Source organism: Streptomyces sp. NL15-2K (genome assembly GCF_030551255.1).
In the GTDB taxonomy this organism is placed as follows: Bacteria; Actinomycetota; Actinomycetes; order Streptomycetales; family Streptomycetaceae; genus Streptomyces.
On record NZ_CP130630.1, the window covers coordinates 2547339 to 2570087 of the forward strand.

General features: G+C 71.5%; 18 protein-coding genes. 5 read left to right on the forward strand and 13 right to left on the reverse strand.

Going from position 1 to position 22749, the window contains the following annotated elements; all coding sequences use genetic code 11:
* Positions 1 to 67: 67 nt before the first annotated feature.
* The 3 genes from Q4V64_RS10940 to Q4V64_RS10950 all read right to left on the reverse strand — a co-directional run bounded on the left by Q4V64_RS10940 (position 68) and on the right by Q4V64_RS10950 (position 5033).
* Positions 68 to 2431: a tetratricopeptide repeat protein gene (locus Q4V64_RS10940; protein WP_253267262.1), complete on the reverse strand. Its 2364-nt coding sequence runs from the start codon at positions 2429 to 2431 to the stop codon at positions 68 to 70.
* Between the two features lie 223 nt (positions 2432 to 2654).
* Positions 2655 to 3281 carry an NUDIX hydrolase gene (locus tag Q4V64_RS10945; RefSeq protein WP_124443357.1) on the reverse strand — a complete coding sequence of 209 codons (627 nt, stop codon included), beginning with the start codon at positions 3279 to 3281 and terminating at the stop codon, positions 2655 to 2657.
* 84 nt (positions 3282 to 3365) lie between these two features.
* Complete coding sequence (locus Q4V64_RS10950; protein WP_124443427.1) at positions 3366 to 5033, reverse strand: CTP synthase; 1668 nt, start codon at positions 5031 to 5033, stop codon at positions 3366 to 3368.
* A gap of 536 nt (positions 5034 to 5569) precedes the next feature.
* On the opposite strand from Q4V64_RS10950, the gene Q4V64_RS10955 reads away from it, so the two are divergent.
* From Q4V64_RS10955 to Q4V64_RS10965, 3 genes are all read left to right on the forward strand, one after another.
* A complete protein-coding gene (locus tag Q4V64_RS10955; RefSeq protein ID WP_124443426.1) occupies positions 5570 to 7372 on the forward strand; it encodes a glycoside hydrolase family 15 protein in 1803 nt (600 codons plus the stop codon).
* A gap of 107 nt (positions 7373 to 7479) precedes the next feature.
* Positions 7480 to 8715, forward strand: a complete 1236-nt coding sequence (locus tag Q4V64_RS10960; protein ID WP_303709834.1) for an IS701 family transposase — start codon at positions 7480 to 7482, stop codon at positions 8713 to 8715.
* A gap of 370 nt (positions 8716 to 9085) precedes the next feature.
* Positions 9086 to 10468, forward strand: coding sequence for an FAD-binding oxidoreductase (locus Q4V64_RS10965; protein ID WP_124443353.1), 1383 nt, complete (start codon positions 9086 to 9088; stop codon positions 10466 to 10468).
* On the opposite strand, the gene Q4V64_RS10970 is transcribed toward Q4V64_RS10965, so the two are convergent.
* Positions 10455 to 11411, reverse strand: a complete 957-nt coding sequence (locus Q4V64_RS10970) for an LLM class F420-dependent oxidoreductase (protein WP_124443352.1) — start codon at positions 11409 to 11411, stop codon at positions 10455 to 10457. The genes Q4V64_RS10965 and Q4V64_RS10970 overlap by 14 nt on opposite strands.
* 131 nt (positions 11412 to 11542) lie before the next feature.
* On the opposite strand from Q4V64_RS10970, the gene Q4V64_RS10975 reads away from it, so the two are divergent.
* On the forward strand, positions 11543 to 13207 hold the full coding sequence (locus Q4V64_RS10975; protein WP_124443356.1) for a PucR family transcriptional regulator: 1665 nt from the start codon (positions 11543 to 11545) through the stop codon (positions 13205 to 13207).
* A gap of 12 nt (positions 13208 to 13219) precedes the next feature.
* On the opposite strand, the gene Q4V64_RS10980 is transcribed toward Q4V64_RS10975, so the two are convergent.
* The 6 genes from Q4V64_RS10980 to Q4V64_RS11005 form a co-directional block, all read right to left on the reverse strand.
* Positions 13220 to 14356 carry a glycosyltransferase family 4 protein gene (locus tag Q4V64_RS10980; protein WP_124443351.1) on the reverse strand — a complete coding sequence of 379 codons (1137 nt, stop codon included), beginning with the start codon at positions 14354 to 14356 and terminating at the stop codon, positions 13220 to 13222.
* A 219-nt stretch (positions 14357 to 14575) separates the two neighbouring features.
* Positions 14576 to 15340 (reverse strand): hypothetical protein, encoded by a 765-nt coding sequence (locus tag Q4V64_RS10985; protein WP_124443350.1) that lies wholly within the window; start codon positions 15338 to 15340, stop codon positions 14576 to 14578.
* Positions 15341 to 15394: 54 nt separating this feature from the next.
* On the reverse strand, positions 15395 to 17137 hold the full coding sequence (gene recN / locus Q4V64_RS10990) for a DNA repair protein RecN (RefSeq protein WP_172629453.1): 1743 nt from the start codon (positions 17135 to 17137) through the stop codon (positions 15395 to 15397).
* Positions 17138 to 17325: 188 nt separating this feature from the next.
* Positions 17326 to 18231: an NAD kinase gene (locus tag Q4V64_RS10995; RefSeq protein ID WP_124443349.1), complete on the reverse strand. Its 906-nt coding sequence runs from the start codon at positions 18229 to 18231 to the stop codon at positions 17326 to 17328.
* A complete protein-coding gene (locus Q4V64_RS11000; RefSeq protein WP_124443348.1) occupies positions 18228 to 19043 on the reverse strand; it encodes a TlyA family RNA methyltransferase in 816 nt (271 codons plus the stop codon). The genes Q4V64_RS10995 and Q4V64_RS11000 overlap by 4 nt, the downstream gene beginning before the upstream one ends.
* 7 nt (positions 19044 to 19050) lie before the next feature.
* Positions 19051 to 19353 (reverse strand): hypothetical protein, encoded by a 303-nt coding sequence (locus Q4V64_RS11005; protein WP_124443347.1) that lies wholly within the window; start codon positions 19351 to 19353, stop codon positions 19051 to 19053.
* A gap of 42 nt (positions 19354 to 19395) precedes the next feature.
* Between Q4V64_RS11005 and Q4V64_RS11010 the strand changes: the two genes are divergently transcribed.
* Positions 19396 to 19743 (forward strand): SCP2 sterol-binding domain-containing protein, encoded by a 348-nt coding sequence (locus Q4V64_RS11010; RefSeq protein ID WP_124443346.1) that lies wholly within the window; start codon positions 19396 to 19398, stop codon positions 19741 to 19743.
* Here the strand turns inward: Q4V64_RS11010 and Q4V64_RS11015 are convergent.
* From Q4V64_RS11015 to Q4V64_RS11025, 3 genes are read right to left on the reverse strand one after another with little or no spacing between them, the layout of a single operon-like run.
* Positions 19727 to 20626 (reverse strand): ABC transporter ATP-binding protein, encoded by a 900-nt coding sequence (locus Q4V64_RS11015; RefSeq protein WP_124443345.1) that lies wholly within the window; start codon positions 20624 to 20626, stop codon positions 19727 to 19729. The genes Q4V64_RS11010 and Q4V64_RS11015 overlap by 17 nt on opposite strands.
* A gap of 38 nt (positions 20627 to 20664) precedes the next feature.
* On the reverse strand, positions 20665 to 21702 hold the full coding sequence (locus tag Q4V64_RS11020; protein ID WP_124443344.1) for an iron chelate uptake ABC transporter family permease subunit: 1038 nt from the start codon (positions 21700 to 21702) through the stop codon (positions 20665 to 20667).
* Entirely contained in the window at positions 21699 to 22742 is a 1044-nt protein-coding gene (locus Q4V64_RS11025) for an iron chelate uptake ABC transporter family permease subunit (protein WP_124443343.1), read from the reverse strand. Before Q4V64_RS11025 ends, Q4V64_RS11020 begins: the two co-directional genes overlap by 4 nt.
* Between the last annotated feature and the right edge of the window lie 7 nt (positions 22743 to 22749).

Here is a 22749-nt window from a genome sequence, read left to right on the forward strand (position 1 = left end):
ACCGCAGGAGAAGGTGCGGCAGAGCCAGTCTAATGAAGGCGTTCCCGCTGTCTAGCCTTTCAATGCATCAATCTTCAGCGGATGTACTACGGATTTCGCAGGCGTTAGCGTCCTGTTCCGGGGGATCGGAGGGTTCCGGCACCGGATCTGGCTTCATTTCCGGACCAGGGTCGGGCTCCGCGTCCGGCCCCGGGTCGGGCTCCGGGTCCGGCCACAGGTCCGGCGTTGTCTCCGGCTTGGGTTCCGGTTCGAGGTCCTGCTTGGCTTCCGGGTTGGGTTCCGGCTTGGGTTCCGGTTCGGGGTCCTGCTTGGCTTCCGGCTTGGGTTCCGGCTCCGCGTCAGGCTTCGCGTCAGGCTCCACACCGGATTCCGCATCGGATTCCGTACCGGACGTCGCACCGGATTCCGCCCCGGACGTCGTGCCGGATTCCGCGTCCGGATCCGGATCTTCCTCCCCCAGCAGCCGCTCGGCCGTGCCCCGGTGCAGCGAGGCCGCCGCGGGATCGCCGAGGTGCTCCAGGGTGTCGGCGAGCCGCAGGTGCAGCGCTGCCTGGAGGCGTACGTCCTCGGCGCGGCGCGCCCACTCCGCGGCCTCCTGGCAGGTGCGCAGCGACTCCTCGGGCCGCCCCGCGTACTCCTGGACGCGCGCCAGTTCGCTCAACGCCCGGGCGTGGGCGGCCACATCGCCGTTCTTGCGGTGCCCGGCGACCGCTGCCCGCCAGTTCCGCAGCGCCTCGCCGTAACGGCCCGCGAAGGTGTGCGCGGCGCCGATACGGCCGTACAGCCGGGCGGCGTCCGCGCGCTCGCCCCGGGCCAGCCGCTCCACGAGGGCCCGGCCGAACCAGTCGGCGGCCCGGTCGTAGTCCCCGAGCTCCAGATGGGCGCCGCCTACGGATTCCATCGCGCGGCCGGTCGCATACGGGTCGTTCGCCTCGCGTCCGGCGTCCAGAGCCGCCCGATAGCGCACCAGCGCCTCCTGCGTACGGCCGGTCCGGGCGTCCAGGTCGGCGAGGTTCAGCAGGGCGGCGGCCCGCTCGCGCGGCAGGTTCCGGCGCTGGGCCACGTCGAGGACGAGGCGGTGGATGCCGTACAGGTCGGGTGCGGCCGCCTGCGTGCCGAAGTGGGCGACCATCGCCCGGACCAGCTGGGACATCAGGCGCCGGGCGAGGGTGTCCAGCTCCCCGTCGGCGACCGCGAGCCGGGCCGCGGCGAGCAGGGCGGGCCGGCGCAGGCGCAGCCAGTCGGCGGCCGCCCGGGGGCTCGGGAAGCGCACGGAGGGCGGCATTCCCTGGAGCTTCTCGCGCGCCTCGGGGTTGTCGGTCTCGGTGATCGTCCGGCAGGACTGCAGCAGCCGTACGGTCCGCTCCAGCATCCGCGCGCGGGCCAGCTGGAGCTCGGCGGGACGCTCCTGGTTCTCGGCGAGGGCCTTCAGGAAGGGGTGCAGGCAGCCGGGGACCTCGTACTGGGGCAGCGGTGAGTCCACGGCGTGCAGCAGGCCGTGCGCGACGAAGTCGTCGAGGGTGGTGCGGGCGCTGCTCACCGAGCTGCCGGCGAGCGCGGAGGCGGTGTGCGGGTCGACGAGGCCGGCCGGTGCGAGGGCGAGCAGTCGCAGTATCCGGGCGGCGGGGCCCGGGAGGGACGTGTAGGCGAGCCGGAAGACCCGGCTCAGCACGGTTCCCTCGTCACCCTCCGTGTGCAGATGCTTGGCGAGGTCGGCGACGGCCGCCTTGGGACGGGCGGCCAGCCAGCCGCCGGCCATCATCAGCGCGGCGGGATGGCCCTGGCACTCCTCGACCAGGCCCTCGGCGGCCCGCGGGTCGACCGTGATGCGGACCGAGCCGGTGTGCCGGGACAGCAGCTCCAGGGCGGACTTGGTGTCGAGGCCGCCCAGGGTGCAGGGGCGGACGTCCGCGATGCCGGTGAGCGGGCCCCCGGAGACGGCGACGGCCAGGCATTCCGGGGTGTCCGGCAGCAGGGCGTCGACCTGCTCGGCGGTGGCCGCGTCGTCGAGCAGCAGCAGCATCCTGCGGTCGGCGAGGGCCTCGCGGAGCGCCGCCGTGAGGTCGTCCTCGGCGGCTCCGGCGGGGGTCGGCAGATCGAGGGCGGTGAGCAGTTCACGGGCGGTGTACTCGACGGGGACGGGTGTGCCGTCCGGCTCGCTGAGCCGGACCCGCAGCACGCCGTCGCGGTAACGGTCCGCTACCTGCCGTACGAGCTCTTCGGCGAGGGCGGTGCGTCCCGAGCCGGGCTTGCCCGCGATGAGCAGCACGCGCGCGCGGGGGGCCTTGCGGCCGGAGAGTGTGTCGAGGCCGGCGCGTTCGATGTCGGCGCGGAGTTCCTTCAACTCCCTTGTACGGCCCAGGAATCGAGTCTCCTCAGCAGCGTCTCCGGACAGCTGCACGCCGCCTGTGTCCACCGCCTGATCCGTCACGGGCCACACTCCCGTCCCACCGCACGCGCAAGCCCGCCGGGACTCCGGTTCGGGCGTTTCCAGAGCCTAGTTCACGCTCTGCTACGTTCCGGGAGGAGCGCGGCGGACACGTCCCCCGATCGGATCAGCCGATGGTCACACCGGCGCGCGGAAGTGGACGCCGAGAACTCGAGTGGACGCTCGGGAGTCGAGTGGAGTGGACGCTCAGAACTCGAGTGGATGTTCAGGAGTCGAAGGGACGCGCCGGCCACGGCGCCTGAGCCGGACGCAGCGCGTCCAGCCCGTCGCCGCCGCGCGCGGCGACCAGCGAAAGCACACCCACGACAAGGCAGTTGTTGTGCAGTTCGCCCGCCAGCACACCCCGGACGAGCTCGTCGACCGGCACCCGCGCGTGCTCCATGTCGGCCTCCTCGTCCTCCACCGCGAAGCGCTGCCCCTCGGCCTCGGACAGATCGCGGGCCAGGAAGATCCGCACGGCCTCGTCGCAGCCGCCGGGGGTCGTGTACACATCGGTCAGCACGCGCCAGTCCTCGGCCTTGACGTGCGCCTCCTCGTACAGCTCGCGCTGGGCGGCGTGCAGCGGGTTCTCTCCTGGGACGTCGAGAAGGCCCGCCGGGATCTCCCACAGCTTCTGCCGCACCGGGTGGCGGTACTGCTTGATGAGCAGGACGCGGTCCTCGGCGTCGAGGGTGAGGACCGCCACGGAGCCGGGGTGGACCTGGTAGTCGCGCCGCACCACCGAGCCGCCGGGCATGACCACCTCATCCGTGCGGACGGAGGTCTTGTTCCCCACAAAGGGGGTCTCCGTCGCCCGGATCTCCCACTCCTCGGCGGTGTCCTTGATCGTCATGCCCTGCCCTTCCACACGTACAAGAGAAAACCGGGGTGCCCACCTTTTGAAGGTATGCGCCCCGGCCACCGTACAACTGGTGTGCTACTTGGAATTCTTCCGCTCGACCGAGGCCTTCACGAGCCCGGCGAACAGCGGGTGCGGACGCGTCGGACGCGAGCGCAGCTCGGGGTGCGCCTGCGTGGCGACCAGGTACGGGTGGGCCTCGCGCGGGTACTCGACGTACTCGACGAGCTTGCCGTCCGGCGAGGTGCCCGAGAACAGGATGCCCGCCTTCTTCTCCAGCTCCGCGCGGTAGGCGTTGTTCACCTCGTACCGGTGACGGTGCCGCTCCTCGACGTACTCCTTGCCGTCGTACACCTCGCGCACGATCGACCCCTCGGCCAGCTTGGCCGGGTACATGCCCAGGCGCATCGTGCCGCCCATGTCTCCCTCGCCCGCGACGATGTCGAGCTGCTCGGCCATGGTCGAGATGACCGGGTGGGCGGTGGCCGGGTCGAACTCGGTGGAGTTGGCGTCGGAGATGTCGGCGAGGTTCCGGGCCGCCTCGATCACGATGCACTGCAGGCCCAGGCAGAGGCCGAGCAGCGGGATCCTGTTCTCGCGGGCGTAGCGGATGGCGCCGACCTTGCCCTGCACACCGCGGTCGCCGAAGCCGCCCGGGATGCAGATGCCGTCCACGTCACCGAGCTGCTGGGCGGCGCCCGACGGGGTCTTGCAGTCGTCGGAGGTGACCCACTTGATCTTCACGCGGGCCTTGTTGGCGAAGCCGCCCGCGCGCAGCGCCTCGGTGACCGAGAGGTAGGCGTCGGGCAGGTCGATGTACTTGCCGACCAGGGCGAGCGTGATCTCGTGGTCGGGGTTGTGGACGCGGTCGAGCAGGTCGTCCCAGGTCCTCCAGTCCACGTCGCGGAACGGCAGGTCCATCTTGCGGACGACGTAGGCGTCCAGGCCCTCGCCGTGCACGGTCTTCGGGATGTCGTAGATCGAGCGGGCGTCCGGGCAGGCGACCACGGCTGCCTCGTCGACGTCGCACATCAGCGAGATCTTCCGCTTGATCGCGGTGGGCACCTCACGGTCGCAGCGCAGCACGATGGCGTCCGGCTGAATACCGATGTTCCTGAGGGCCGCAACCGAATGCTGGGTCGGCTTCGTCTTGAGCTCACCCGAGGGTCCGATGTAAGGCAGGAGAGAGATGTGAACAACGAAGACGTTGTCGCGACCGACCTCGTGCCGGACCTGGCGCACGGTCTCCAGGAACGGCAGCGACTCGATGTCGCCGACCGTGCCGCCGACCTCGGTGATCACGACGTCCACCTCGTCCGTCGCCATGCGCCGGATGCGATGCTTGATCTCGTTGGTGATGTGCGGGATGACCTGCACGGTGTCGCCCAGGTACTCGCCGCGCCGCTCCTTGGCGATCACCGTCGAGTAGATCTGACCGGTGGTGACGTTGGCGGAGCCGTCCAGGTCGCGGTCGAGGAATCGCTCGTAGTGGCCGATGTCCAGGTCGGTCTCGGCGCCGTCGTTGGTGACGAACACCTCACCGTGCTGGAAGGGGTTCATCGTGCCCGGGTCGACGTTGAGATACGGGTCGAGCTTCTGCATCACGACGCGCAGGCCCCGCGCCTTGAGCAGCATGCCGAGGCTGGAGGCCGTCAGGCCCTTGCCGAGCGAGGAGGCGACACCCCCGGTGACGAAGATGTGCTTGGTCGTCGTGGCTGTGCTGTTTCGAAAAGCAGCGGGCGGCATGGCCAAGAGGGGGCTCCCGTGGTCGCGGTCTGGAGGTGCGGTACGGCTGCCGAGCCGGAAGAATTCCGGGGGTGCCGTCGCTGCGGTTCGGGGGTCCCCTTCTGGGATTTTCCCTTCGGGGTGCGCCCACCGGTCCACGGGCTACCAGGGTATCAGCGCCGGGACGAGATGGCTTCCGGCCACGCTCCGCACACAGGCCGACACAGACCTCGCACGGCCGCACGGGTTTCTCGCCCCTTACTCACCCGTTCGACGCACTCTCCTTGTCCGGAGCGGCACACAGATCATCTACGTGCGTCGTATCCTGCTCGGACACTCGCTGCCGAGCCCGGCCTGCAATACGGCACCACCCCCGCCCGTACGCACCGGAACAACGAGAGCTCGTCAGTTCGTTGAGCAACAGATGTCGTTTTGCCTCACAGCAGCACGGACTGTTTTGCTTCATCGCTCAACGACGCATTACAACGACCCCCTTGACCGCACTAGCGACAGCCCCCTTTTCGCGGGGTGACGTGGCCGTTCGACTGGAGTTGCACGTGGCCGGGCGCATCGAAGATTACGCACTCATCGGAGACATGCAGACCGCTGCCCTGGTCTGCCGGGACGGCACGGTGGACTGGCTGTGCCTGCCCCGCTTCGACTCGCATGCCATCTTCGCCGGTCTGCTGGGCACCGAGGAACACGGCTTCTGGCGGCTCGGACCCGCCCACGCGGCCGACGCCGAGCCGCCCACCGCGGCCCGGCGCACCTACCGCGGCGACTCCCTGATCCTGGAATCCGAGTGGGACACCCAGCGCGGCACGGTCCGTGTGACCGACTTCATGCCCCCGCGTGACGGCGCTCCGCAGCTGATCAGGATCGTGGAGGGGGTCTCGGGCCGCGTCCCCATGCGCTCGGCGCTGCGCATGCGTTTCTCCTACGGCCGGGTCGTGCCGTGGGTGCACAAGCACGAGGGCCGCACGGTCGCCGTCGCGGGCCCGGACTCTGTGTGGTTCGACACACATGCCGAGACGTACGGCAAGTCACTGACTACGTACGCGGACTTCACGGTCGCTCCGGGTGACCGGATCGCGTTCACGATCTCCTGGCAGGCCTCGCACAAGGAGCCGCCGCCGCTGCCGGAGCCGGAGCAGTCGCTGGAGGCGACGGAGGAATTCTGGCGGGACTGGGTCGAGCACTGCACGTATCACGGCCCCTACCGCGAGGCCGTGATCCGCTCGCTGATCACGCTGAAGGCGCTGACGTACGCCCCGACGGGTGGCATCGTCGCCGCCCCCACGACCTCCCTGCCGGAGGAGATCGGCGGCGTCCGCAACTGGGACTACCGCTACACCTGGCTGCGCGACGCGGCGATCACCCTGTCCTCGCTGCTGCGCACCGGCTACCGCGAGGAGGCCCGCGCCTGGCGCGAGTGGCTGCTGCGCGCGGTCGCCGGCGATCCGGAGAACCTGCAGATCATGTACGGCATCGCCGGCGAGCGCGAGCTGGGCGAGGCCGAGCTGGACTGGCTGCCGGGCTACGAGCGCTCCGGCCCGGTCCGGGTCGGCAACGGCGCGGCGCACCAGCTCCAGCTGGACGTGTACGGCGAGGTCACCGAGGCCCTGCACCTGGCCCACATGACGGGCCTGGCCCGCAACGACTACGCCTCGCTGCTCCAGCTGAAGCTCATCCGCTACCTGGAGCAGCACTGGGACGAGCCGGACGAGGGCATCTGGGAGGTGCGCGGCCCGCGCCGCCACTTCGTGCACTCCAAGGTCATGGCCTGGGTCGCCGTCGACCGCACGATCAAGCTGATCGAGTCCGGCGACGCGGACGGCCCGCTGGAGAAGTGGCGCGAACTGCGCGACGACATCCACCGGGACGTCTGCGAGAGGGGCTACGACAAGGAGCGCAACACCTTCACGCAGTCGTACGGCTCGAAGGAACTGGACGCCTCCCTGCTGCTGATCCCGCAGATGGGCTTCCTGCCCCCGGACGACAAGCGCGTGATCGGCACCATCGAGGCCATCCAGCGCGAGCTGTCCACGACGGACGGCTTCATCCTGCGCTACCCGACGCAGGGCGACAACGAGGGCGTCGACGGCCTGCCCGGCGACGAGGGCGCCTTCCTCGCCTGCTCGTTCTGGATGGCGGACGACCTGGCGATGATCGGCCGCGTGGACGAGGCCCGCAAGCTGTTCGAGAAGCTGCTGTCGCTGCGCAACGACCTCGGTCTGCTGGCCGAGGAGTGGGACCCGCGCCTGAAGCGCCAGGTCGGCAACTTCCCGCAGGCCTTCAGCCACGTGCCGCTCATCGACACGGCTCTGCGACTGACGGCTTCGGGGGCGTACGGCGGCTGACGCCTGTCCGGCGGATCATGCCCTGAACAGGACGGACGTGGCGCGCCCGGCCTAGTAGTGCTTCGTTACGTTGAGTGATCTCGGCTGATCGTGGGTAGCTTTCCGGAGTGAGGTTGGGGGAAGTGGACCGGCTCCGGGGCGAGTTGGCGGAGTTCGTTGCTGATGTGTTCGGGTCGTTGCCGCGGCGGGATCAGCGGCGGTGGGGCGAGTGTTATGTCCGGGGCCTGATGCTGGACGGCCGGCGCAAGTCGATCCAGCCGATGGCCGAGCGTCTGCCGGACGGGAACATGCAGGCCCTGCAGCAGTTCGTGAACCAGTCGCCGTGGGATCCGCTGCCGGTCAGACAGCGGATCGCCGAGCGGCTGTCCGAGGTGATCACACCTGAGGTGTGGGTGATCGACGACGTGTCGTTCCCCAAGTGCGGCAAGGCGTCGGTCGGGGTGGCCCGCCAGTACTGCGGAGCGGTCGGCAAACGGGCGAACTGCCAGGTCGCGGTCAGTGTCCATGCCGCCACCGACACCGCCTCGTGTCCGTTGGAGTGGCAGTTATATCTGCCGCGTGAGTGGACGGACGAGCCGGACCGATGCCGCAGGGCAGGCATCCCCGATCACGTGGTGCACCGGGAGAAGTGGCGTCTCGCGCTCGGCCTGCTGGACACACTCGCCGAGTGGCAGTTGAAGGCACCGGTCGTGGTCGCCGACGCCGGCTACGGCGTCAGCACCCCCTTCCGGCTCGGTCTCCAGGAGCGAGGGCTGTCCTATGTCCTGGCCCTGAACGGGAAGGAAGTCGCCCACCCGGAGGATGCCGAGCCGCACCAGCCCGCTTATGGCGGGCTCGGGCCGCCCCCCCTTCCCCGCTACCGCACCCCACCGCGAGCCGTCTGCGTCCTCGCAGCGCAGGCGGGTGCGGAGCGGTTCACCGAGGTGACCTGGAGGCAGGGCAGCAAGGGCGCGATGACCTCACGGTTCGCGGTGCTGACAGTGCGGCCCGCGGGCAAGCAGTCCCTGGCCGCAGCTCAGGAGGCGGGCGGCGGCCGCAACCGGTGGGACGGCGTCCTGCCCGTCCAGACACTCCTCGTCGAATGGCCGGAGGGCCAGGACGCCCCGACGGACTACTGGATATCGAACCTGCCCGCCACCACACCCGTCGCTGACCTGGTGCGGTGGGCCAAGATGCGCTGGCGGATCGAACATGACTACCGCGAGCTCAAGCATGGCCTGGGACTGGACCACTTCGAGGGCCGCACCTGGCGCGGCTGGCACCACCACGTCACCCTCGTCACCGCCGCCCAGGCATTCCTCACCCTCAGGCGGCTCGACCCAAAAGTCCACATACCGGCCTGACCCTCTACCAGGTCCTCGACGTTCTTCAGGACCTGCTGAGGTGCTGGACCGGTACCTGCACCACCTGCGGACGCCCCCTGCCCAGCCCCCGGAGCAGCCGCAGACAGCCCACAACCTAACGAAGCACTACTAGGGCCTGTCCGGCGGATCATGCCGCAGACGCGGGGCCTGGCACGCCGATCTGCGGCGTTGTCGTCGGTTGCCGACGCTCCGCGTCGACGCCCTCCTCCGCCTTGCAGCTCGACGCACCAGGCCCCGCTCACCTGCGTCGATGGGGTGCCGCCGATGTCCTGCGACCTGATCCGCCGGACAGGCCCTAGCCTGGAAGCAAGCGATTGCCCCTTGTCGGAAGGGTCGGAAGGGGGCGGCCATGGCTTCCCTCTCGAAGGCGGGCGCTGCTCTCGCTGCGCTGCGCGAGGATCTGGTCGGTGACGTGTTCGCCCCCGGGGATCCGGGCTACGACGACGCCCGGACCGTCTTCAACGCCATGATCGACAGGCGGCCCGCCGTCATCGCGCAGTGCGCCGACGAGGACGACGTCGTACGCGCCGTGCGCTTCGGCCGGGACCTGGATCTGAACATCGCGGTCCGCGGCGGCGGGCACAGCGTGGCGGGCATGGCGCTGAACGACAACGGTCTGGTCGTCGACCTGCGCCGCATGCACGAGGTGACCGTCCATCCCGGGGCCGAGGCGGTACGGATCGGCGGCGGTGCCACGATGAGCCACCTCGACCGCGCCACCCAGCCCTACGGCCTCGCGACCACGGGCGGCCGGGCGTCCACCACCGGCGTCGGCGGCTTCGTCCTGGGCGGCGGCACCGGCTGGCTGGACCGCCTGTGCGGACTCGCCGTCGACAATCTGCTCGGCGTCGAGCTGGTCACCGCCGACGGCAGCCGCATCCACGCGAACCCCGACGAGAACCCCGACCTGTTCTGGGCCCTGCACGGCGGCGGCGGGAACTTCGGCATCGCGACGGCGATCACACTGAAACTGCACGAACTGCCCCAGTTCTCCATCGCGATGCTGATGTACCTCCCGGAGTTCGGCCCCGAGGCCGTCCGCACCTTCCGCGACGTGATCGCGGCGGCCCCCGACGAGGTGGGCGGCGGCATCCTGTACCTCACCGGCCCGCCCGAAGAGTTCCTCCCGCCGCACCTGGTCGGTACGCGGCTGTGCGGTGCGCTGCTGACGTACGCGGGCCCCGAGGAGGACATCCGCAAGCTCGCCGAGCCCCTGCTGGCGCTGCCGCACGAGGCGGAGATCGTCTCAGCGATGCCGTACGCCGACGTGCAGTGCATGATCGACGACCCGCCCGGAATGCGGCACTACTGGTCGGCGGAGTACCTGACGGACGCGCCCGACGACTTCGTGGACGTCTACTGCGCGAGCGCCGAGGCCATGCCCGTACCGACCGGGACCCAGTACGCGCTGCTCCCGCAAGGGGGCGCCGTCACCGCTGGCCCGCACGAGTACCCGGTGCCCTACCGGGACGCTCCCTGGGCGGTTCACCCCTACGGCATGTGGGAGGACCCGGCGGACGACGAGCGGTGCGTGCGCTGGGTGCGGGACGTCCGGGCCGAGGTCCGGCCGTGGAGCACGGGCGCGGTCTACCTGAATTTCATCGGCGACGAGGGCGCGGAGCGGGTGGTGGCCGGCCTGGGCGCGGAGAACGCCCGGCGGCTGGCCGAGCTGAAGCGGCGCTACGACCCCGACAACGTCTTCCGCTTCAACCACAACATCAGGCCGGCCTGAGCGCCTTCAGCGTCCGCTCCCCGGCCGGATCGCCCGCCGTGGCCGGCACCAGGGCGACCTCGTCGAGCCCGGCCTCGGCATAGACGTCGATCCGGGTGCGTACGGCGTCCAGGTCACCGACCAGGCCGACCGTGCCGGCCGCCTCCGGCGGGAGCGCGCGCAGCAGGGTGTCCCGGTCGGCGCCGGCCGCGGCCAGCTCCACCGCCTCGCCGAGGCCCGCCGCGACGAACATGTCGCTGTAGCCCGGCACGGTCAGATAGCCGGCGATGCTGCCCAGGACCTGGGCGAGGGACTCCGGCTGCGGATCGACGGCCGCGGGCAGCCAGGAGGCCAGCGTCGGCGGCGTGCGGCCCACGCGCTCGGCGGCCGTGTCGAGTTTCGCCCGCAGCATGCGGACCTGCTCCGGAGAGACGATGTCCAGCAGCATGCGGTCGGCGTGCGCGGCGGCCGTGGCGATCGCCCGGTCACCGAACGCGGCCACGGTGAGCGGGCCGCCGGGCGGCGACAGACGGCGGCGGAACGGGCTGCCCGGCACGACCGGTTCGCCCGGAGCCGCGTGCAGGAACCCTCGTACTGCCGCCGAGGCCTCCTCCAGCAGGGCCGCGGGCCGGACGCGGGGTCGATCGTGCACGCCCTCGACCACCCGCTTGCTCGCCGTGCCCAAGGCCACCCCGACCGGACGTCCGGTGACGGCAGCGACCGACGCGGCACCCCGGGCGATGCTGTAGGCGTCGCGGACCGAGACCGGCACCGGTCCGGCGGTCAGCGCGACCCGCTCGGTGGCCCGCCCGATCGCCGCGGCCAGCACGAAGGAGTCCCATGTCGGTCCCTCACCCACCCACACCTCGCGATATCCGAGTCGGTCGGCGAGCTCCGCCACCCGCAGCGGCTCGTCGACCGCACTGTCGTCCTCGCGCCCCACGGCGACCACGCTGATGTCCATGATCCCGCCGCTACCCCGCCGGGCAGGCCCTAACCGAGGTCGACATCACCACACAGAGATTTCGGCGCAGCGTGCGCGCGGGTAGCGTCCAGTTCATGGACGGCGGCATGGACGGCGGCATGGACGGCGGCATGGACGACGGCGTGGACGGCGGTACACGCGGCGAAAACGGCGGCGGATTCGACACCCAGAGCGCCGGGATCACCGTGCGGCGGGCGCTGGAGCTGCCCGGCCTGCGCAGCGGGCTCCCGGAGATCCTCGCGGGCGCCGACCGGCTGCAGCGAACCGTGCGCTGGGTGCACGCGGGCGAGGTCCCCCACATCGCCTCGCTGCTCAAGGGCGGTGAGCTGCTGCTGACCACGGGCTACGGCCTCGGCACCCGTCCGGCGGACCAGCGCGCGTTCGTGCGCACCCTCGCCGAGCGCGGCATCGCGGCCCTCGTCGTGGAGCTCGGCCCGCGCTTCACCCGCCTGCCCGCCGCCCTCGTCGACACGGCGCGCGCGGCCGGTCTGCCGCTGGTCCAGCTGCACCGCGAGGTGGCGTTCGTGACGGTGACGGAGGAGATCCACACCGAGATCGTCAACGGCCACTACGCCCTGCTGCAGCGTGCGGAGGAAGTGCACCGCCGCTCCACTCAGGCCCTGCTGGGCGGCGGCGGTGTGCCTCAAGTCCTCGGCGTCCTGGCCGACTTCAGCGAAAACCCGGTCTTCCTGGAGACGACGGACGGTCAGCTCCTGTACGCCGCCGGATCCGGCCCCGAGGGCGCGGACCCGCTCCAGGTGTGGGAGGGGCTGCGCGCCCAGCACAAGGACACGCCGCCGGCGGGCTCGGTCCTGGTGGACGTGCCGGGCGGCGGGCCGGGGACGGGGGCGGTGCGGGCCCGGCTCGTCCTGCTGCCCGTACGCGCGCCCCTCGCGCCGGTGCACCGGATGGCCGCCGAACGGGCCGCGGGCATCCTGGCGGTCGTCCTCATGCAGGCCCGGCAGGAGGAGGAACTGGCGGCGCGCGGACGCGGCGACTTCCTGACCGACCTCGCCGATGGCCGTATCGCCGCACAGGACGCGCCCGCGCAGGCGCGCGTGCTGGGCTTCAAGCCGGGCGACAGCCCGCTGCTGCCGGTGGTGATGCGGCTCGGGGACGCTCTGTCCCCCGGCGGCGGCTGGGCGGTCCTGGCGCGCGCGGTGGCCGAGGAGCTGGCGTCGGTGGGAGTGCCGGTCCTGCTGGGCGTACGACCGGTCGAAGGCCGCGTCCCTCTCCTGCTGGGCCTGCGTGCGGAGTCGGAGCGGTCGGCGGTCGCGGACCGGGTCGCTGCGGCGCTGCGGGCCGGTGTGGAGCGGGCCGGGATGCAGCGGCCGGGGGCGCAGCCGCCCGTGGTGGTCGTCGGGGTTGCGGGCGGCTGGGCGGCGGCCTCGGCCGGCCTCAGGCACGCGGCCGAGACGGCGACGGCGGCGCAGGGCCTGCCGGACCGTCCCTGGTACGACGCCCGCCGCCTGGACATCGACCTGCTGCTGTGGCGGCTGCGCGGTCAACCGGACCTGGCGGCCTTCGTGGACCGGGCGATCGGCCCGGTCCGGGACCACGACAAGCGCTCCAAGCCGCCGCTGCTGCCCACCCTGGAGACGTACCTGGCGCACGCGGGCCGCAAGGCGGAGACGGCACGCGAACTGCACCTCAACCGGCAGACGCTCTACAACCGCCTCGCCCGCATCGGCGAGTTGCTGGGCACCGACCTCGACGACCCGCACACGGTACTGGCGTTGAGCCTGGCGCTGCGGGCCCGCCGGCACGTGCCCTGAAGTCGCCCGCTTTCACATCAAGGGCTGCGGCTGGGTCAACTCGTCGTAGACGCTGAGCACTTGAGCCACGGTCTCGTCCTCGCTCGGCCAGGTGGCCGCCTGCCGCACGCCCTTCTCCTTCAGCAGCTCCCGGCGCTCCGGATCGCCGAGGAGCCGTACGACCGCGTCGGCGAAGACCTCGGGGTCCTGGGGCGGGACGAGTTCGGCCGCGTCGCCGACGAGTTCGGGGATCCCACCGACCGCGGTCGCGACGAGGGGCACGCGCGCGTGGAAGGCCTCCTGGGCGAGGACGGAGCGCGACTCCTCACCGCCGGGCAGCAGCGCGAGGTCGGCGGCGGCGAGCAGCTCGGTGATGTCCTCGCGCAGCCCGAGGAGCCGGACCGGCAGCTCCTCGTCCTCGATCCGCCGCTGCAACTCCCCGCGCAACGGCCCCTCCCCCGCGATCACCACCAGCGGCACGGGGTCCAGGCGCCGCCACGCGCGCGTGGCGTCCAGCAGCATGTCGTAGCCCCGATGCCGGTCGAGGGAGCCGACGGCCATCAGCAACGGGCGCCCGATGGCGCCGAGTTCGGCGCGGATCTTGGGGCGCAGCCGGTCGGGGTCCTCCGGCTCGGCGGTCCGGCGAGGGCCTGGCAGGGCGACGGCGGCGAGCCGCGCGTCCCGCGCGCCCGTCCGGCGGGCCCGGTCCACCAGGGCCGAAGTGGTGCCGAGCACGACGGAGGCGGCCTTGACCACCCGCCGCTCCAACAGCCGCACCAGATGGGCGCGCGCCCCCTCGGCGTGCGCGCGGTCGTGCCAGGTGACGATGAGCGGGGTGCGCCGCCCGCTGAGCGCGAGCACGGCGCGGAAGGAGGCATGCAGCCCGTGCGCGTGCACCAGGTCGGCGTTCGCGCACGCCGCCCGCAGCGCGGCCACGGAGGCCGGATCGCTGCTGCGCGGCACGTGCACGTGTTCGGCGCCGGCTCCGGTGAAGTCGTAGGTGCGATCCGCCTCGACGGGGGCGCACACGGTCACCCGCACGCCCCGCGCGACCAGCCCCGAGGCCAGGGAGCGCACATGCGCGCTACTGCCGGCGTTGCCTCCCCCCAGCACCTGCACGGTGCGCAGCGGGGACTGGCCGTGCGGTGAGTGGCTGCTCACGGGGGTCACGTGGCCGGGGCTCCTGGTTCGGCGTCGGGCGGTCACGAGGAAACGTACAGAAGGTGTCGAGCGGAGGGGTGTACCGCGCGCTTCCTACGCGTACTGCGTTCTACGCCAAGGATGCCAGGACGTACGGGTGTTCCGGGAACTCCGGGTACGGGGCGGCCCGGCGGCGCAGGAAGTTGGGTCACTCACACGAGTGAAAGAGGGCGATTCCGTACGAAACTCTCACTCATCCATCCCGCACCGCGCCACGCCACTCACCCTGTCCCCGCACACGGCCGCAGCAACAACAGCGCCGGCATGCAGAAGCAACCCCGCCCGCCCGTTGCCCGCGACGACGGCAGCCCCCAGGACCGCGCCCAGCGCATGCGCCCCCGTGTCACCGATCATCGCGCGCTCACCGAGGTCGTCGGGCAGCACGGCCGCCGCCGCCCCCATCGCGGCGGCGGACAGCTCCGCCCCGGCCCCTGCCCGCAGCAGCCCCGGCGCACCGAGCGCGAGTACGACCGCGGCGGCCCGCCCCGGCCGTACGTCCACGAGGTTCACGAAGTGCGCGGCCCCGGCGATCACAACCCCCGCGAGCACCTTGTCAACCGCCCGTTCCTTGAGCAGCGCCCCCGCGACGAGCCCGGCCGCCGAGATGCCGAACAGCTTCACCGCCCCGCTGGTGACCTCACCGTCCCGCAGCGCGGCCAGATGCGCCCGGAACCCCCGCCGGGGGTCACCGGCACCGGCCACGTCGTCGTGGGCCCCACAGACCCCGGCGGCGAGGACGGCGAAGCCGGCGGCGGGCCCGACCAGCCCGGCCCCGACGGCAGCCGCGAGGGCGGACGCGGGCCCGGCGTACAACTCGACGGTCCGCCCGGCGTAGTTCTTCCGCTCCCAGCGGTCAGGTCCGCCGGGAGCCTTGGTCCGCAGGGCGGCTGTCGCGGCACGAGTGAGGACGGCGGTGAGCCCGAACGCCGTGGTCCGGCGAGCACGGTTGATCATTCGATCACCTTACTGATCATCCGACCACCGTACGGCTCTCACCCGAGGCGTCCCCTAGACGTCCGCCCTCGCCGTCGCCAGCAGTTCCTCCGCGTGCGCCCGGGCCGTCTCCGAGTCCTCCTGCCCCGCCAGCATCCGGGACAGCTCCCGGACCCGCTCCTCGCCCTCCAGCACCTTCACTCCGGACCGGGTGACCGACCCGTCGTTCGTCTTCTCCACCAGCAACTGCCGGTCGGCGAAGGCGGCCACCTGCGGCAGGTGCGTCACGACGACGACCTGCGCGGTCTTCGCGAGCCGCGCCAGCCGCCGCCCGATCTCGACCGCGGCCTTGCCGCCGACACCCGCGTCGACCTCGTCGAAGAGATACGTCGGCACCGGATCCGTGCCCGCGAACACGACCTCGACGGCCAGCATCACGCGCGACAACTCGCCCCCGGACGCGCCCTTGGCGATGGGCCGGGGCGGAGCACCCGGATGCGGGGCCAGCAGCAGCTCGACCTCGTCGACACCGGACGGCCCATAAGCCACCGCACGCCCGCCGACCTCGACGCCCTCCGGGTCCTCGGTCTGCCGAATGTCGAACGACACGCGCGCGTGCGGCATGGCCAGCGAGGCCAGCTCGGCGGTCACGGCAGCCGCGAACCGCTGCGCGGCCTCCGTCCGCGCGTCCGACAACGCCTGCGCCAGGCCGCCCAGTTCGGTCCGCAGCGCGTCCCGCTCGGCGGTCAGCTCACCGATCCGCTCGTCGTCGCCGTCCAGTTCGGTGAGCCGCGCGGCACTCCGCTCGGCCCACGCCAGCACCGAGGCCACGTCCTCGCCGTACTTCCGCGTCAACGCGGTGAGCGCGGCCCGCCGCTCCTCGACGGCCGCCAGCCGCAGCGGATCGGCGTCCAGGTCGTCGGCGTACCCGGCGAGCTCCCCCGCCACGTCACCCAGCAGGATCCCGATCTCCCCGATCCGGTCCGCGAGCGCCGCCAGCGCCGGATCGTGCGACCGCACGGCGTCCAGAGCCCGCTGCGCGCCCGCCACGAGTGTGGTGGCGTCGATGCCCTCGGGGTCCTCGGGATTGCCCGCGAGCGCGGCATGAGCGGCCGTAGCGGCCGAAGACAGCGCCTCCGCGTGCCCCAGCCGCTCCGCCTCCTCCGCCAGCTCCACGTCCTCACCGGCACGCGGCTCGACACCGGCGATCTCGTCGAGTCCGTAGCGCAGCATGTCGGCCTCCTGGGCCCGCTCACGCGCGCGCGTGGTGATCTCGTCGAGCTCCACGGAGACGGCCCGCAGCCGCCGATAGGCCTCCGCGTACTTGGCCAGCGGCACGGCCACGGCATCGCCCGCATACCGGTCGAGCGCCTGCCGCTGCCGCGACAGCTTCAGCAGCCCCTGCTGATCGGTCTGCCCGTGGACGGCAACCAGCTCGTCGGCAAGCTCGGCCAGCACCCCCACGGGCACGTTGCGCCCACCCAAGTGCGCCCGCGACCGCCCTTCGGCGGAAACGGTACGGCTGATCAGCAACGCCCCGTCGTCGAGCTCCGCCCCGGCCTCTTCGGCCCGTACGGCGGCCGAGTCGTCCGCGGACACACTGATCCGCCCCTCCACGACCGCGTTCTTGGCCCCGATCCGCACGAGCGCCGCGTCGGCACGCCCACCGAGCAGCAGCCCGAGGCTGGTGACCACCATGGTCTTGCCCGCACCGGTCTCACCCGTGACGGCGGTGAATCCGGGAGACAGCTCGACAACAGCGTCGTCGATGACTCCGAGCGACCGTATCCGCATCTCCTCCAGCACGCACCCGACCATACGAGGTTTCCCCCGCCCGACGCGACGCGCCCCCACCACAAGGCGTCACTCTTCCGGGTATCGCTCGTTGACAGTGCAGCTCCCCACGTACGCGGGGATGGTCCGGTCGTCTCCGTCTTGGACGAGTTCCGGATGCACTGCTCCCCGCACACGCGGGGATGGCCCCGGCCCACCGGTCCTGCAGTCGATCAGTGCGGCGCCCCCCGCCACCCAGAAACCGGCAACGCGAACTTCGCCACAAGCCGATCCGTGAACGACGCATGATGCAGCCGAGCCAACCGCACCGGCACAGCCCCCCGCCGCACCTCGACCCGCGCCCCCGGCGGCAACTCCACGGTCCGCCGCCCGTCACACCACAGCACCCCCGGCGGAATATGAGGCAGAACCTCCACCGCGAGCACAGAATCCGGCGAGGTGACCAACGGCTTCGCGAACAACGCATGCGCACTGATCGGCACCATCAACAGCGCCTCGACCTCAGGCCACACCACAGGCCCACCTGCAGAGAACGCATACGCCGTGGACCCGGTAGGCGTCGACAGCACAATCCCGTCGCACCCGAACCCCGTAACCGGCCGCCCATCGATCTCCAGCACGACCTCGAGCAACTTCTCCGCGCCGGCCTTCTGCACCGCCGCCTCGTTCAGCGCCCAGTCCGTATGCACGATGTCCCCGTTGCGATGCACGACGACATCGACGGTCATCCGCTCCTCGACCTCGTACGCCTTGGTCACCACGCGGTCGACGACCTTGTCGAGATCGTCCCGCTCGGCCTCCGCGAGGAAGCCGACCCGCCCCAGGTTGACGCCGAGCATCGGCACCCCGGACGCCCGCGCGAACTCCGCCCCCCGCAGCAGCGTCCCGTCACCACCGAGCACTATCAGCAACTCGCACCCGTCGAGGCACTGCGGAGTGGCCGCCTTGACCAGCTCCACCTCCCCCGGCACCGGCAGATCCAGCGCCTCCGCCTCCAGGACGCGCACGCCGATGCCCTCGCGCAGCAGCCCCTTCACCACCAGTTCGGCGCTGCGAATCGCCGCGGGCCGGCCCGTGTGGGCCAGCAGGAAAACAGTACGAGCTCGGTTCTGTGTCAACGCGGCCCCTCCGCCACTGCACGGTCAACGTCGGCCGGGTCCAGTTCGGCTGCTCCGGCCCGCAGCCACAGAAAGTATTCGACATTCCCGGACGGCCCGGGCAACGGACTGGCTGTGACACCCTTCACCCCGAGCCCGAGTTCCCCTGCCTTGTGGGCCACACCGCGCACGGCCTCCGCCCGCAGCTGCGGACTCCGTACGACGCCCCCGCTCCCCAGCCGTTCCTTCCCCACCTCGAACTGCGGCTTGACCATCATCACCAGATCGGCGTCCGGCTTCACGCACCGCACCAGGGCGGGCAGCACCAGCCCGAGCGGGATGAAGGACAGATCCCCCACGACAAGATCCACAGGCTCCCCATCGATCGCTTCAAGCGTCAACTCGCGTACGTTCGTACGATCCTTCACGGTCACGCGTTCATCGCTCTGCAGAGACCAGGCGAGTTGTCCGTATCCGACGTCGACGGCGACGACGTGCGCCGCCCCCGACCGCAGCAGCACATCCGTGAAACCCCCGGTCGACGCGCCGGCGTCCAGGGCCCGCCGCCCTTCGACGGCCAGCCCCTGAGGTACGAACACCTCCAGCGCACCGGCGAGCTTGTGCCCGCCCCGCGACACGTAATCGGGATCGCTGTCGTCGACCGCGACCACGATGGCCGCCGCGGTCTCCACCTGCGTGGCGGACTTGGTCGCGACGGTCTTGCCGACGGACACGCGCCCCGCGGCGATCAGCTGGCCGGCATGCTCGCGCGAGCGCGCGAGCTTCCGGCGGACCAGCTCCGCGTCGAGACGGCGGCGTGCGACTCCTGCCACGTTCGGTTCAGCTCCTGTTCCCATACGGCGAAGGGGGCGCCGGAGGTCCCGGGCGGGCGTCGAGCGCGGTGAGCGCCTCGCGCAGCCCCTGGTGTACATCCTCGTACACCTCGAGGTGTCCGTCCGTGGCGAGGTGGTCGGCATCGCCGAGCCGCTCCAGCTGGGCGTCCACCTCGGCGTTGCCCGTGGGGGTACGGGGCACGTTCAGCGGAGCGGGGGCGGCGGGGTCGTGGTCGGGCTCGACCGGCACGTCCGGCTCCGGAGCCTGCGCTTCCTCTCGGATCCCGGCCTCGGGCACTGAGTCGCTCATGCCCAGACGCTACCGCGAACCGCTGGGGTACCGTCGGTCGCGATGGCCACGATCGAGGAGTGCCGCGCCGCACTCGAGAAGCTCTCGGACAACATGCAGTCCGCCGAAGGTGACGTCCGCACGGCTGCGGCCCTGGACCGCTCGGTGAGCTGCCACATCACCGACCTCGACGTCACCTTCGTCGGCCGGCTCACCGACGGCCGCATCGTCGTGGCCGACACGCTCCCGGGACCGCCGCCCGAGAAGGCCCAGATCAGACTCACCATGGCCGGCGACGACTTGGTGGCACTGGTCGAGGGCGAGCTGAACTTCGCCAAGGCCTGGGGGTCGGGCCGGGTGAAGCTCGAGGCGAGCCTCATGGACCTGCTCCGCCTCAGGAAGCTTCTGTAGCCGCTTCAGCCGCGACCTTCGTCGCCGTACGCGCCTTCCGCGCCGCCGGCACCACCAGCGGCGTCCCCGTCTCCGGGTCGTCGATCACCTGGCAGCGCAGCCCGAAGACCTCCTGGACCAGCTCGGCGTCGACGATGTCCTTCGGGGCGCCCTCGGCGATGATCTCGCCGCTCTTCAGGGCGATGAGGTGCGTGGCGTAGCGGGCGGCGTGGTTGAGGTCGTGCAGCACGGCGACGAGCGTGCGCCCCTGCTCCTCGTGCAGCTCCGCGCACAGATCCAGCACGTCGATCTGGTGCTGGATGTCCAGATATGTCGTCGGCTCGTCGAGCAGCAGCAGCGGCGTCTGCTGGGCGAGCGCCATCGCGATCCACACGCGCTGCCGCTGGCCGCCGGACAGCTCGTCGACATAGCGGTCGGCGAGCTCGGCGACCCCGGTCTGGGCCATCGACTCCTGTACGACCTTCTCGTCCTCGGTGGACCACTGGCGCAGGATGCCCTGGTGCGGGTAGCGGCCGCGGCCGACCAGGTCGGCGACGGTGATCCCGTCGGGCGCGATCGACGACTGCGGCAGCAGGCCCAGGGTCCGCGCGACCTTCTTCGCGGGCATCGACTGGATGACCGCGCCGTCGAGCAGCACCCGGCCGTGGCTCGGCTTCAGCATCCGCGACAGCGCCCGCAGCAGCGTGGACTTGCCGCACGCGTTCGGGCCGACGATCACGGTGAAGGAGTTGTCGGGTATCTCGACCGACAACTGCTCCGCGATGACCCTCTGGTCGTAGGCGAGGGTGACGTTCTCGGCGGACAGGCGGTTCACAGTGCTCCTTCGGGTGTTCTCGTTCGCCGTGCCGCGCTTGTGGGGCCGGTCTTCCTTCTGCGGGCTCATATCCGGCTTCTGCGGGCTCATATCCGGCTTCTGCGGGCTCATATCCGGCCCGCCCTGCGCTCGGTGACCAGCAGCCACAGCAGATAGACACCGCCGAGGACGCCGGTGACCACGCCCACGGGCAGCTGGTCGGCTCCGAACGTACGTTGCGAGGCCCAGTCGGCGGTGACCAGGAGGGCGGCGCCCATGCACAGGGACGGCAGCAGGTTCGGCCCGGGCGAGCGTGTCAGGCGGCGGGCCAGCTGCGGCGCGGTCAGCGCCACGAAGCTGACGGGACCGGCGGCAGCGGTGGCGGTCGCGGTGAGCAGGACGGCGGCGACCATCAGCAGCATCCGGACGCGCTCGACACGCACGCCGAGGGCGTACGAGACGTCGTCGCCCATCTCCATCATCCGCAGCCCGCGCGCGTTGGCGAGGACGAGCGGTACGAGCACGGCGCACAGCCCCAGCAGCGGCCAGACCTGGTCCCAGTCACGGCCGGCCAGCGAGCCGGTCATCCAGACGACCGCGCGGGCCGCGTCGACGATGTCGGACACGGTGAGGAGATAGCCGTTGATCGCGGTGACGATCGCGGACACCCCGATACCGACCAGGACCAGTCGATAGCCGTGCACACCTCGCTTCCAGGCGAGCAGATAGATGGCCAGACCCGTCACCAGACCGCCCACGAGGGCACCGACGGTGACCTGGGCCGCGCTCCCGGAGAACAGCACGATCATCACGAGCGCGCCGGCCGTGGCCCCCTGCCCGAGCCCGAGCACGTCCGGACTGCCCAGTGGATTGCGGGAGATCGCCTGGAACAGCGCGCCCCCGAGCCCCAGGGAGGCGCCGGCCAGGAGCCCGACGAGGACCCTGGGCAGCCGCAGCTCGTTGACGATGAACTCCTGCCCCGCGTTGCCGTCGCCGACCAGCGTCTTCAGCACGTCGGCGGCCGGGATCGGGAAGTCGCCGGTGCCGATGAGCACGACGCTCGCGGTGAGCGCGGCGAGCAGCAGAAGGGCGACGACGGTGACGGCGCGGACGTCCGGACGGAGGGAGAGCCCACCCGGGGTCCTGATGGCACGGTTGGTCCTCACAGCTGCGCCGTCCTCCGCCGTCGTACGAGATAGATGAAGACCGGACCGCCGATGATCGCCGTGACGATGCCGACCTGAAGCTCCGAGGGCCGCGCCACGATCCGGCCGATGACGTCCGACCCGAGCAGCAGCACGGGCGACAGGATCGTCGCGTACGGCAGGATCCAGCGCAGGTCGGGGCCGGTGAAGGACCGTACGACGTGAGGAACCATCAGCCCGACGAACATGATCGGCCCGCAGGCGGCGGTCGCGGCCCCGCACAGCACGGTGGCGGAGAGCATGGCCAGCGCCCGGGTGCGGTTGAGGTTGGCGCCGAGCGCCTTGGCGGTGTCGTCGCCCATGGCCATGGCGTTGAGCGGCCGGGCGAGGACGAGCGCGAGGACCGTGCCGACCGCCAGGAACGGCAGCACCTGCAGGATGGCCGCATTGCTCGCCGAGGCCAGCGAACCGACGGTCCAGAAACGCATCCTGGCGAGCGCCGCGTCGTCCAGGATCATCACGGCCTGGAGATAGCCGTAGAGCGCGGCACTGATCGCCGTGCCGGCGAGCGCGAGCCGCACCGGCGTCGCACCACGGCTGCCGCCGAGGAACCAGACGATGGCCCCGACCGCGGCCGCGCCGATGAAGGCGAACCACACATAGCCGCTCAGCGAGGTGACCCCGAAGAACGAGATCGCGGTGACGACCGCGGCGGAAGCGCCCGCGTTGATGCCGAGCAGCCCGGGATCGGCCAGCGGATTACGGGTGAGGGCCTGGAGCACGGCCCCGGACAGGCCGAGGGCGGCGCCGGCGAGCAGTCCCAGCACGGTCCGCGACAGCCGGTCGGCCACCACTACATCGCCGTAGGTCCCCGAATCCTCGAACAAACCGTGCCAGACCTCTCCGATGGAGAGTGCCTTGGCCCCGATCGCGATACTCGCCAGCGCGACGAGCACCAGGATCACGAGGGAGACGAGCAGCCCGAAGGCTCGTATCGCCCGGCGGTTCGGGGGCGCGGGGGCGGTTTCCGCGCGCTGTTCGGGAGGACTGTCGACCAACACGCAGTTA

Bases quoted from the DNA above. Each gene is read 5' to 3' on its own strand.
- Q4V64_RS10945 (WP_124443357.1), bottom strand. From the start codon at position 3,281: ATGACGATCAAGGACACCGCCGAGGAGTGGGAGATCCGGGCGACGGAG.
- recN (WP_172629453.1), bottom strand. From the start codon at position 17,137: ATGGTCGGGTGCGTGCTGGAGGAGATGCGGATACGGTCGCTCGGAGTC.
- Q4V64_RS10950 (WP_124443427.1), bottom strand. From the start codon at position 5,033: ATGCCGCCCGCTGCTTTTCGAAACAGCACAGCCACGACGACCAAGCAC.
- Q4V64_RS11010 (WP_124443346.1), top strand. From the start codon at position 19,396: ATGGCCACGATCGAGGAGTGCCGCGCCGCACTCGAGAAGCTCTCGGAC.
- Q4V64_RS10985 (WP_124443350.1), bottom strand. From the start codon at position 15,340: ATGATCAACCGTGCTCGCCGGACCACGGCGTTCGGGCTCACCGCCGTC.
- Q4V64_RS11015 (WP_124443345.1), bottom strand. From the start codon at position 20,626: ATGAGCCCGCAGAAGGAAGACCGGCCCCACAAGCGCGGCACGGCGAAC.
- Q4V64_RS11005 (WP_124443347.1), bottom strand. From the start codon at position 19,353: ATGAGCGACTCAGTGCCCGAGGCCGGGATCCGAGAGGAAGCGCAGGCT.
- Q4V64_RS10965 (WP_124443353.1), top strand. From the start codon at position 9,086: ATGGCTTCCCTCTCGAAGGCGGGCGCTGCTCTCGCTGCGCTGCGCGAG.
- Q4V64_RS10970 (WP_124443352.1), bottom strand. From the start codon at position 11,411: ATGGACATCAGCGTGGTCGCCGTGGGGCGCGAGGACGACAGTGCGGTC.
- Q4V64_RS10975 (WP_124443356.1), top strand. From the start codon at position 11,543: ATGGACGACGGCGTGGACGGCGGTACACGCGGCGAAAACGGCGGCGGA.